Annotated in this window: 10 protein-coding genes and 1 pseudogene; 3 read left to right on the forward strand and 8 right to left on the reverse strand. The window is 66.8% G+C overall.

Annotated features, from left to right (window positions below; genetic code table 11):
- The first annotated feature begins 397 nt into the window (after window positions 1-397).
- On the forward strand, window positions 398-982 hold the full coding sequence (locus tag AB0M26_RS30270) for a hypothetical protein (protein WP_365265996.1): 585 nt from the start codon (window positions 398-400) through the stop codon (window positions 980-982).
- The gene (locus AB0M26_RS30275; RefSeq protein WP_365265998.1) at window positions 979-2,898 is read left to right on the forward strand and encodes a hypothetical protein; all 1,920 of its coding nucleotides are present in this window, start codon (window positions 979-981) and stop codon (window positions 2,896-2,898) included. Before AB0M26_RS30270 ends, AB0M26_RS30275 begins: the two co-directional genes overlap by 4 nt.
- 51 nt (window positions 2,899-2,949) lie before the next feature.
- Here AB0M26_RS30275 and AB0M26_RS30280 read toward each other — a convergent pair whose 3' ends face one another.
- From AB0M26_RS30280 to AB0M26_RS30305, 6 genes are all read right to left on the reverse strand, one after another.
- Window positions 2,950-3,660: a hypothetical protein gene (locus AB0M26_RS30280; protein ID WP_365266000.1), complete on the reverse strand. Its 711-nt coding sequence runs from the start codon at window positions 3,658-3,660 to the stop codon at window positions 2,950-2,952.
- A 563-nt stretch (window positions 3,661-4,223) separates the two neighbouring features.
- Window positions 4,224-4,502: a hypothetical protein gene (locus AB0M26_RS30285; RefSeq protein WP_365266002.1), complete on the reverse strand. Its 279-nt coding sequence runs from the start codon at window positions 4,500-4,502 to the stop codon at window positions 4,224-4,226.
- A 184-nt stretch (window positions 4,503-4,686) separates the two neighbouring features.
- Complete coding sequence (locus tag AB0M26_RS30290; protein ID WP_365266004.1) at window positions 4,687-5,103, reverse strand: DUF6262 family protein; 417 nt, start codon at window positions 5,101-5,103, stop codon at window positions 4,687-4,689.
- Window positions 5,090-5,683, reverse strand: coding sequence for a hypothetical protein (locus tag AB0M26_RS30295; protein ID WP_365266006.1), 594 nt, complete (start codon window positions 5,681-5,683; stop codon window positions 5,090-5,092). Before AB0M26_RS30295 ends, AB0M26_RS30290 begins: the two co-directional genes overlap by 14 nt.
- A gap of 245 nt (window positions 5,684-5,928) precedes the next feature.
- Complete coding sequence (locus AB0M26_RS30300) at window positions 5,929-7,350, reverse strand: carboxylesterase family protein (RefSeq protein ID WP_365266008.1); 1,422 nt, start codon at window positions 7,348-7,350, stop codon at window positions 5,929-5,931.
- 94 nt (window positions 7,351-7,444) lie between these two features.
- On the reverse strand, window positions 7,445-8,053 hold the full coding sequence (locus AB0M26_RS30305) for a helix-turn-helix domain-containing protein (RefSeq protein ID WP_365266010.1): 609 nt from the start codon (window positions 8,051-8,053) through the stop codon (window positions 7,445-7,447).
- Window positions 8,054-8,165: 112 nt separating this feature from the next.
- Here AB0M26_RS30305 and AB0M26_RS30310 point away from each other — a divergent pair, with 112 nt between their 5' ends.
- Window positions 8,166-8,591, forward strand: a complete 426-nt coding sequence (locus AB0M26_RS30310; protein ID WP_365266012.1) for a nuclear transport factor 2 family protein — start codon at window positions 8,166-8,168, stop codon at window positions 8,589-8,591.
- Between the two features lie 144 nt (window positions 8,592-8,735).
- Here the strand turns inward: AB0M26_RS30310 and AB0M26_RS30315 are convergent.
- Both AB0M26_RS30315 and AB0M26_RS30320 read right to left on the reverse strand, forming a co-directional pair.
- Window positions 8,736-10,003 (reverse strand): annotated as a pseudogene (locus AB0M26_RS30315) (transposase).
- Window positions 9,997-10,989: a hypothetical protein gene (locus AB0M26_RS30320; RefSeq protein WP_365266014.1), complete on the reverse strand. Its 993-nt coding sequence runs from the start codon at window positions 10,987-10,989 to the stop codon at window positions 9,997-9,999. The pseudogene AB0M26_RS30315 and the gene AB0M26_RS30320 overlap by 7 nt, the downstream one beginning before the upstream one ends.
- Window positions 10,990-11,188: the final 199 nt, after the last annotated feature.

Consider the following 11,188-nt stretch of genomic DNA (forward strand, 5'->3'; position numbering starts at 1 on the left):
AGTTGCCTGCGCGTCACACCCCTCTTCCTACCCGATGCACCCCTCCATACAGATCCGGATCAGCAAGATTGATCACGACATCACACAGGCCCTAGAGTACCCCGTACAGAGGCGGAACGCCAGCATGAGGCGATGTTGGCGTTCCGTCAGGCTCAGCGCCGCAGCCTGGGAAGTGAGCGCCAGCGCCTCGCAGACTTGTCCGACAGGATCTGGGCCTTATGTCAGATGACCTCCATGAGGCGACGCGGGGGGCTGATCGAGGCAGGCGAACCTGCCTACAGAGAGACCATGCTCGCAGTGGCCCAGATGCCGGAGGTTGTCTCCCGAGAGGTCGAACTGAGCCAGGCGCTGGCTGTGTTGAGCGACATCACCGCTCGCTGTCAGAACAAGTACGAAGATGCCTCATAAGATCGGCAGCAAGGTCGTGCCGCCCCTTCATCGGGCTTGGGACCCCGACGACTCCGTCGATTTCCACGCCTCGCGCCTGTTACTGCTGATCCATCTGTGCGGAAAGAACCCGGGACCGTATATCGAAGGGCGCACCAAGTTCGCCAAGCTCGACTTTTTCCTGCGCTATCCCGGCTTCTTGGAGCGCGCGCATGCCGCTCTGCTGTCGGGCAGAGCTGGCCCACGGGAGGTGTTTGTAGCACCGGATGCGTCGGAGATCGAAGCGCCGATGATGCGCTACCGGTACGGCCCCTGGGATCACCGGTACCGGCAGTTCCTGTCCTTCCTCACCGCCCGCGGCCTCGTGACCGTCACCGTCAGCCACAACCCGGAGCGGGTGAAGCTCACTGCCGCCGGTAGGACAACAGCAACCCGGCTCGAAGTGTTGGAGCAGTTCCAGCCCTTGGTCCAGCGGTGCCGAGCCATGCAGGGCAACCTGGCGGACCTGTCAGGCACGGACCTGAAGAACCTCATCTACGACCTCTTTCCGGACGAGGTCGGCAACGCAGCCCTCCATCAGGAGATCCGCCCATGAGCGAGCACAGCACAACCGAGCGTGGCCTGCGGATCGCCAAAGTGAGGCTGGTACGCGAAGGCGGGGAGCTCGACGAGTACAGCTTCGAGTCCGGCAAGCTCAACATCCTCACCGGCGTGCGCAACAGCTCCAAGACCACCACGCTGAAAGTGATCGACTACTGCCTCGGCGACCGGGATAGCCCTGCAGCGGCTCTCAAGGCGGCCGTCGCCGATGAGCACGTCGAACTCAGCACCGACCTCAGGATCCATGGCCAGCCCTACACCCTGACGAGGGATCTCACGCACGGCAGACTGGGGAAAGTCAGTATCAACGGCTCGGACATCCAAGCAGCAGAATTCTCTGACTGGATCCTCGGGCAACTGGGATGTCCCAACCTGAATATACCCAAAGGACTTAATCCAGTTTCGGCCAATGACCAGGTCCCTCTGTCCTTCCGCAACACCTTGCGCCACTTCTACCGGAACGAGGATTCCTGGACGAGCTTCGCGGACAAGGAGCAGGAGTTCGTCCGGCGTGCCGTCGTCAGCCAGCTCCTCGGCTTCGTCCGGTCACGCACTGCACAGGCGAACCGGGACTTCGAGCTCGCTCAGGCAAAGCGGCGTCGCGACGAGGCCGAAGCTGCGAGCAGGGAGGTCCGGGAGAGCACGCTGCAGGCCGTCACCGCTATCTGCCAGAACCTGAGCTTGCCCCTCGCCCGGTCCAAAGAGCAGGTGGCCTCAGCCCGCCGTGAACTGCGGAGCGAGCTCGACTCTCTCTGCGAGGAGAGGCAGCGTCTGACCGCTGACGTCCAGAGGATCGTGGACGGAAGCGCGCCTGCCGGCGCCCCCGCGGGCTACGACTCCTCATTGACCACCTCATACGGAGAGGTCGCCATTGGACTCATGCGCGCGACCGAGGAGGTGTCGAATTTGGAGCACCTCCTCGAGGAGCACCGGCGCTCGGCCCGCACGGTCACGGCAGAGGTACGTCGAATGGAGCGCCTGATCACCTCCATCGATGTCTTCGATGCCTTGCCGGTCCGCATGTGCCCTGCCTGCGAGCAGAGCGTGGATCCACACCGAGAGCACCGTGAGGGGGCTTGCTATCTCTGCTCCCAGTCGGTGGACGATGACCGACGCCAGCGCCGGGCACAGGTGGAGATCAGGTCCCTAAAATCGGAACTCTCGGAGCTCGACGACGTCGTTGCCCACACTGCGCGGGACCTCTCGGCGGCGCGAGAACTGCAGCAGGATCTGCAGGCCGAGCAGGCTGAGTTGGCACAGCAACTCAACGAGCAGCGCGCAGCCCAACTTGCTCCGTTCATGGCAACGCTGGAGGGACTCGCCGCGCAGATCGCGCAGCTGGAGCACAAGATGACTGCCCTCCCGGCGATGGAGGAGATCCTCCAGCGGCGCGACATGGCGAACCACCGTCTGCTCTCCGCTCAACAGGCCGTGGATCAGATTGAGAAGCACCAGCCAACTTCGGGAAGTCCGGTACTGCGGCCGACGGACCGGTGCTCGGCCTTCGCGGACCGCATGAACGCGTTCCTCGCCCGCTATCGCGACTCGCTCTGGGTGAACCGAGATGTGTCGATCCGGGACACTGACCTCACCTTCTACGTCGGTTCCCGGCCCTGGGACCAAGGCCTGGGCGCAGAGGCCAAAGTCCTGTTCTTCCTGGCGTACAGCTACGCCACCCTGTTCCTCGACAGAGACCTCGACCAGGAGTGCGCCTTTCCCGGCCTGCTCCTGCTGGACAACCCCTACCAGCAGGGCATCGCCCGCGACGTCGTACGAAGCGCCCTCATCGAACTGGCCGAAGCCGCCCGCGACACCGGGACTCAAGTCATCAGCACACAAACAGCGAGAGCGCCTCACGCCCCTGACATCATCCGCGGGATCGACATGCCCAGGGTGTACGCCGCCCCGTAGCCGGGGCTTCTGACCGCTATTCGGCCCCCGCAGCAGAGATTGGTCGGAAACCTACGCCGACGCCCAACGGCTCTCCAAGCCAGCCACTACCGGCTTGTTCTCCTCAGCCCACTGCTCGGCAGGGAGTCTTGGATGGTCGACACACCAGCGCGTGACGTCCAGCATCAACCTGACCGCTCGATCTGCTGACTCCGTCGAATAGTCGACGTACTCGGGACCGGAGTGCTTGTCCAGGGACGAATGAGGCACCGTTCTCTTTGGCTTCTCCTCGTGGTGGACCGAAGCATCGCGAAGGCAGAACAGCCACTTGAACTCGGCGCCCCAGGCCGTGTTGCGGGGCCCAGTAGCGAACACGAGCTTCAGGCCCTCGTGGACCGCCTTGCGCCGCTTGACGCGGCTTCTCCTCCACTCGGCGCGGTTCCTTTCCGGTACCACCGAACCGTAGAGGGCGTCCAGGGTGTGCGCTGAAGAGGCCACGGCGACCAGCGCAGCGTCGAACTCCTGATTCAGCGCAGAAGCCTCCTCAGTGAGGTCGGTCGCTGCCACAGCCTGCTTTCGGGCTACCCGAGCGGCCAGCGCCCGATCGATCGCAATACTGGCCCAGCGCGGCCACAGACGGGCCGCGACCGCAATCTCTTCTGGTTCGTAAGCCATGGCGGAAATAGTCGCCAGGCCTGCAGGCGCCTCAGCGCTGACTCGCTCGCTCCCGCACTGTGGGCACTGACGCTCCTCCAGCTCCGTCTGCTCGATCGCGTCGTCCATGTATCGGTATCCGCACTCGGCGCAGAAATGGGCCATGGGAGACAGTAGAAAGAAGAGCCTCCGAGCGAACGACCGACACGCCTGCCGCAGGAGCAGGGCGTGGGAGAGCGCGCCGTGCGCTGTCCTCGCAGGACTACTCGCGTCCTCGGGCGCATCGATGTCCCGGGTCGGTCGCGCCGTGCGGTGCAACGAGGCGGGCTACCGGCGCCGCTGATGGTGCGTCATGATCTCGGCGACTGTTCTTCGAGGTTATGTCGATCTCCGGCATCTTTCACGCCTCTGACCAGCAGGCTTGCGAGATGGACATGCCTTCGCCGAGGTGGGCGGTGCATAGCGGGGCTGGGCAGACGAGCTTCGGGTCATGTGACAACTTGAAGGCGTCTTCTCGCCAACAGTGGCCGCGGGCGGTCCATGGCGAGTGGGCCGACCGCTGCCGGCGACTCGCCACACGATATTTACTGCCAGCCGACCGCTGCGGTCTGGGCGAAACGGCCCGGGCGGTGGATGGGGACCGGGTCGAGTGCACCGGCCCGGTCCCCCATGGGGTCATGGGGCTGTCGAGGTCAGCCCGGGATCAGGCCGTCGTCGCTGAGCATCTGGCGGACCTCGTCAAGGGAGGCGTCTTCTGCGGGCAGGATCAGTTCGCTCGGTTCCGACGCGTCATCCGGCAGCGGAGTGCCCAGACGACGCACCGCGTCGAGAAGGGCTCCCAGGGTCCGCCTGAAGCCCTCCATATCTCCGTCCTCCATCGCCTCGATCAGCTCGTCGTCCAGCTTGTTCAGCTCAATGAAGTGGGCGTCATCCAGCTTGACCTGGCCCTCGCCCATAATGCGTGCGATCACGCGATCTCCTGTAAGAAACGGCTCCTGGCATTCCGTCAGGAGCGGACTCTCTCTCAGCGCCAGCGGCAGCGCCATTCAGTATCCAACCAGATACAGAGAGTAAGAAGCCGTATGTCGACGAGGGGCGACGTCGGGGCGCTCGGGTCGGCGGGGAAGGGCCGGCGGGGATAGGCGGCCCGGGGCCTCAGCGTGGTTCTGCCGTGGTGTCCGACTGCTGGATCGACCGGGTGCGGAGCCGACGGATCTCGCCGTGTGCGGTTTCCAGCTTCCGGGTGAGGTCGGCGACCTGCTGGCGGAGTTGCCGGTTGCGTTCCAGGGTTGTCTCCAGCCTGCGCTGGAGCGACGTCTCGCTCGCGGAGTGCCGCCCGTTCCGGCGGGGTGCTGGGACTCTCTGCTGGAGCTGGTTGATCGCGGAGATGAGGTCGGTCTGCGTGTATAGCCAGGACCTGGAGACGCCGGCCGCGTTCGCGAGGCCCACGACCGTTGATCGCTCATTGCGGCGGGCGGCTGCTTTGACAGCTTCTTCGGCGCGCTCGCGTGCCTGCTTGCTCCATGTTTTCGATGCTTCGATCAGGAAACGGGTGTTGTCAGCCGGTGGCATCGAGATCGGTCACCTTTCCGCCGGCCACGATCTGCTGCGGCCCGGCCTGTTCCAGGGCGTCGATGATGGTGTCGAGCTTGCCAAGCGTGCGGGTGTTCTTCTCTGCGATGCGGGAGAGTCCGGCCCTCGCCGCGTCGTCGATGAGCCTGCGTGTCTCCTCTCGCTGGCGTCGGTGCTGGTCGAGGAAGTCGCCGGTTGTGATGAAGAAGCGGCAGTCCAGACAGGGCTTGGCGAATTCGCAGTCGGTCTGGATGGGGGCTCCGCAGTAGCCGTTGGGGAGACTGACCTTGGCGCGCACGAGGGACAGTCGCATCCAGGTGGCGTCGGCGAGCGGGTGGTCGGTGGGCAGTGCGACTGGTTGGCCCTCAGCATTGACCTTGAGGGCCTTCTCCCAGTGCTCGCGCAGGGTCTTCTGGTGGAGCCTGGCGTAGACGGCTGTCATTTCCGGCGACATGTGGTCGAGCAGTTGCTGGACGATGTGCTGCGGGACGTTGGCGTTGATGAGCCGCAGGCCGCCCACGTCACGCCCCGAGATGCCCAGACTTGTCCGGGACAGAGCGAGCGGCCACGTCCCAGACAACTCTGAGCACCGCAGGTCAGCGCCTCGCCCTGCCCATACTTATCTGGGACAGGACATGAGCGGCCGCCTATGAAACAGTTCCTTTCGCTGATCTACGAGGCACACCGCGCCCGCCGTTTGCCCCGGGCTCCTATCGCATGCCAGGTACAGAGTGGTCGCTGTGCCGTCCGGCGCCTCTCGACTTATTGCTCCTGGCCGTTCCCAGTGCCATGTCCGGGCCTCCGATGGCTTGGCCCCGCGAGCGGCTACCTGGATGCGGCGTGCTCCCAGATGCGCTGGGAGTCTTCCAGCGGGTAGGCGGCGTCGCTGGAGGGCGTGTCCCAGATCCGGGTGGTGGGGCTGGGGTGTTCGGGTGCGAAGCGCGGCCAGCCGGGATCGCCGGTGGCGGCGAAGGACGTCCAGGCCGTACGGATGCGCTGTGACAGGGCGGCGAAGTCGGCGGGCGGTGGGGAGCCGAGGAACCGGGCGGCCGGGCGGGTCGTGGCGTTGCCGAAGACGAACGGGATGTCGATGCCGTGGGCGGCGCCCAGGGTGGGGCCGCGCCAGGTGAAGTCGTAGAGCCAGGTCCGTCCGCCCGCGCGGGCATGGGCTTCGGCGACCCAGCTGGTGGGCATGCGGACGAGCGCGTCGGAGAGCAACACGGTGAACAGGTCGGCGTCGCCGACGCCGGGATGGCTCTGCCGGTAGGCGGCGGCCGACTCCTTTCCCAGCCCTACCGCTTCGGCGACGATCGCCAGGTCGACCCCGGACGGGGCCTGCGGTCCCTGGCCCCTGTATTCCTCATGGGTGAACCCGCAGACCAGGTCCACGTCCCGGCCCGCGCCCGTGCGGAGCGCCGTCCAGGGTGGTCCGGTCACGAGGTCGCCGTCGATGACGGGGGCGAACGCGGTGAACCCCTGGCGGTCGCGCAGCGGCGCGTCCTGGACGGCGAGGATCGCCTCGGGCGGCTGTGCGGCGAACGCGTCCCGGGTCGGCGCGATGTCGAGGGCTGCCGCGATCGTCTCGGTGACGGCCTTGGCCTCGGCGCCGGTTCGGATCCCGGAGGGGATGCTCTGGGTGATCGCGCGACGGAACAGGCCGCGCGCGGCGGGTGCGGCCATGAGCAGGGCGGTGGAGGCGGCACCGGCGGACTGGCCGAAGACGGTTACGTTGGCGGGGTCGCCGCCAAATGCGGCGATGTTGTCCCGTACCCACTCCAGGGCGGCGATCTGATCGCGCAGCCCGCGGTTGTCCGCGACCCCGGGCAGGTGCCCGAAGCCCTCGAAACCGACACGGTAGTTGAAGGTCACCACCACGGTCTGGGAGCCGGCCAGGGTGGCGGCGTCGTACTGCGGCATGCTCGAGGAACCGTGCTTCCACAGGCCGCCATAGATCCACACCATGACCGGCAGACCCGCCGCGCCGACGTCCGGGCTCCATACGTTCAGCGTCAGGCAGTCCAGCCCGGCACCGGGCCGCCACGCCGGCGGAGCGGTGGGGGCCGGCGCCAGTTGCGGCGGGGCCGCGCCGAAGCCGAGGCAGTCGCGGACCCCGTCCCACGACGCGGCCGGCGCCGGGGGACCAAAGCGCAGCATCCCCTCAGGGGCTGCTGCGTAGGGCACTCCTTTGAACGCCGCAATGCCGTCCGTACCGAGCCCGCGGACCCGGCCCGTCGTCGTCACGATCATCTCGACCACCCGGCGGGGACGTTCGGGTCACACTGGGTCGCCATGGTGGGCTCCTGGGGCGTCGGGTACGGGCGCGGGCAGTGCAGGGATGTCATCACGAAGCGTTGCCTTCTGAGGAAGGCTGGCGCACGGGTGCGATCCCGGCGTGCACCAGGCGCAGGAACAACGCCCTCCGCTGTTGTCGCACCTGCGGGTCCGCGCTCGTCTTCCTCAGCCCGTCCGCGACCGCGAGGAGGAGAAGTACGATGTCCTCGGCGGTCGCGTCGGAGGTCGAGAACTGCACCTCTCCCACTTCCGCGGCAGTGTGCAGCGTGCCGGCGAGCCGGGTGACCAGAGCCGCATGGGCCTCGCTGACGATGTCCCCGGCGACCTCGAGACTCGCATCGAGGACTTCCACGCCGTGCGCGCCCGGCGAGATCTGCGCCAGGAGTCCTCCGAAGTAGGCGGTCGTCGCGGCATCGACGCGGGACAGCACGTCGCCCTGCTGGGCGAGAGCTTCATCTACCTCGTCGAGCGCCCGGGAGTGCGCCCGGCGGGACCCTGCCCGGAAGAGATCTTCCTTGCTGGGGAAATGCAGGTACAGAGCGGCTCGGGACATCCCGGCGGCACGGGCCACGTCCTGCATGGTGGTCTTGCCGTAGCCGTACTGACAGAAGGCGGTCAGCGCGGCATCGAGGATGTGTTCCGTTCGGTCGTCTGCCATGCTGTCATTATGACGCAATGGACTCCAAGCGTCAATGCGTCCAATCTGGCTGGTCATCTGGGGTTTGCCACGCCCAGCGCCTGGCCTCTCAATCCATCAGGAGTGAAACCCCATGGCGCAGACAGCAGCCGTCCCGGCTGGCGGCGTGATCGCCGAGCAGATCCGCGAGGTCGAGCGGGCCAGGCTCCGAGCGCTCGTCGCAGGCGACCTCAGTGCCGCTTCCGAGCTGCACGCACCCGACTTCCAGCTCGTCACCCCCGTCGGCCACGTGCTGTCCAAAGACGCCTACCTGCAGGCGATCGCAACCGGAGACATCGACTATGTGGAATGGGAACCCGGCCCCATCGACGTCCGCGTCCACGGGAATGCCGCGGTCATCCGCTACCGGGCCACGCTGGAGGTGATCTTCAATCAGCGCCGGGTACCCCGCGCGAGCTACTGGCACACCGACACCTACGAGAACGCTGATGGCCAATGGCAAGCAGTGTGGTCCCAGGCAACCGCGATCGGGCAGATCACTCAGCGCCCCGTCCCGTAGCGGACCGCCGGACCCGCAGGGCCGGAGCCGAGAGCGTCGCAGCTTCCCGGGGCGTGGGCGCGTCCCGCGGACACTTGCCCATGCTTCGGGCTCACCTCGGCGATACTCCGGGCCGGGCGGGCCACCAGCCGGTCCCGCAACAGCTCATCGTGGCTGCGTACTCGATCGGTCGGCGGTGTCCGCCGGTGTGCGGGGGCGGGGCACGGTGGCGAACAGCGGGAGTTCGAGCCGGGAGTCCATGTCGAGACGGAAGGTGCCGTACGGGTTGATGTTCGACCCGAACAAGGCGGTCAGCCCGCGCCGGTCCTCGTCGGTGAGCTTCTTCACCCACGCCAGTTCGGCGAGGACCTGCTGAAGCAGCAGGGTGTTGACATGCACAAGCGCGGACTGGAGCAGGTGCAGGGCGAGCATCGAGGTCTCGCGTGCTCCTTGTCCGGGCCGGTAAGGGCGCCGTCCTTGCCGTAGTGGAGTACGGCGTTGGCGCTCTTCCAGTTCTCCACGACCTGGAGCCCGCCGTGAATCTCTCGGCGCAGGCCGGGGCTGGCGAGGTAGTCGCAGGCGAAGATCGTACGGACCGCGCGCCCCAGTTCTTCGAAGGCCTGGTAGGTGGGGTGCTTGGGGCCGCCGCGGGTGAAGCGCCGGAGCACCTGTTCCGCCTCGGCGGTGCCGAGCCGGAGCGCGGTGGCGTACTTGACCATCTGGTCGTACTGCTGCTCAATCAGCTCCCAGCGGATCGGCCGCGTCAGCGAGGCGCCGAGCGAGGGCCAGCCGGGCGGGGTGTCGTCAGGGCCGTACAGGCGGATGCTGCCGATGTTCTTCAGCCCCGGCAGCAGGCGGAAGTTGAGGAGCTCCGTGAAGGCGAACCCGACCACGGACGCGCCGTGCGTGTCGACGTAGTTGGACTCGATCTCGGCGTCCGTGCAGTGCCGAAGTAAGCCCTCGATCATCGCCGCGACCTCGGACGACGAACAGCTCTTGAGCTGGGAGTAGATGCAGACGTTCTTCCGCTCGGCGTGCCAGTAGATCATCACGCCGTTGCCGCCGTAGCGGGCGTGGTACTCGGTCATGAAGTTCGAGGACCAGGACCCGAACTTCTTCGAGTCTGACGCGCAGGCAGTGCCGCGGCCCCACCATGTGGTGTCGCGGGCGGCGAAAGTGGCGTTCACCAGCTTCGTCACGGCGGTCCGCATGTTGTCGACGGTGATGAAGTGCCGGCGGACGTGCCGCAGTGAGGCCTCGGTCTCGCCGTGCTCGCCGGTGGCCACGATGGCGCGGATGCCCATGTTCGTGCCCAGGGCGAAGAGGGCCAGCAGCAGACGGCGTTGGAGGACGTCACGCTCGATGCGCTCGTACGCGGCCACCGAGGAGAACTCCTTGGTGAAGCCGGTGAGGAAGTCGGCGTTCTTCAGCACGTCCAGGAGGTCGAGGACGCCCCAGCGGCGTGAGACCTCCTCCTTGAGGGCTTGGAGGCCGGTGGGCTCGGCCAGCGTTCCAGCTTGGGCACGGTGATCCGGGGCTCGCCCTTGCGGGTGGTGACCTTCACCCCGCCCGCGCTGCCGTCCGCGAGCGCGCCGGACAGCTGGTCCAGGCCCGCGGTCATGCGCTTCTTCAGGTCTGCAATGAACGCCCGCGGGTTCAGCGGCTGGCGGATCGCGGCGTAGTGCACGGCGCGGGTGGCCTCGAAGTCGCCGGGCAGGTCGTCCTCAGGGTTGCGCCAGCGCGTGGCGCCCTCGACGTAGATCTCCCGGCGCCGTACGGCGTCCCGCAGCGCGACCGGGACGCACAGCTCATACGGGATGCGCTCGATACGGCCCTTGTCGTCGACGACCGCCTCGCGCCAGTCCTTGCGCACCACGCTGTCCATCGGCACGTCGTCGCCAGCGCCGTAGAAGAGGGTCTTGCCGTCGACGTCGGCGTACTTCTTCAGCAGCTTCATCGCGTCCATCACCGGCCGGTAGGCGGTGTTGTTGCACTTGAAGCCCAGGGTGTTCAGGAGCGGCGGCAGCATCTGCCGGTAGTACGAGCTGTACGACGACCGGAGCGTGGTGCGGACCTTGGCCTTGAAGACCTTCTCGTTCGCCTTCGCCTCAGCCACCAGCTCGCGCAGCGTCTTCTCCCCGACCACCGGAAACAGGGCCCGGCGTACGACCTCGTCGGGCTTGTCGACGGCGGCCGGCGCCACCTTGAAGAGGATGCCCTCCTTGCCCCGGACCTTCTTCAGCTCGGCGGTGAGCTGCTTCTCCACCCGCCGCTCGGCGCGTGCGTTGATCTTGTGGACCAGAGCGACCAACAGGTCGACCAGGGCATCGGTAATCTCCGCCTGACGGGACGAGCACAGCGCCGCGAGCAGGGTGATCCGTACGTCCTGTGCCGTGTCGCGGAAGTCCGAGGGGTACATCTTGATCGCCCGTGCCCGCCAGGCGGGACGAGATTCGCCAGGGGCCGCTTCCGATCAGGACGTCGTGACCCTGCGCATTGGCCGTGGTGCGGTTCCCCCCTCATCTAGGGAGCGTATTTGGTCGTGATCAAGGGGCGGCTCGCGTGAGGTCCTTGATCCAGATCATCGAGGCGCGGAGGTGTAGGCCGGCAAGGTAGCT

It is taken from the genome of Streptomyces sp. NPDC051776, assembly GCF_040681345.1.
In the GTDB taxonomy this organism is placed as follows: domain Bacteria; phylum Actinomycetota; class Actinomycetes; order Streptomycetales; family Streptomycetaceae; genus Streptomyces.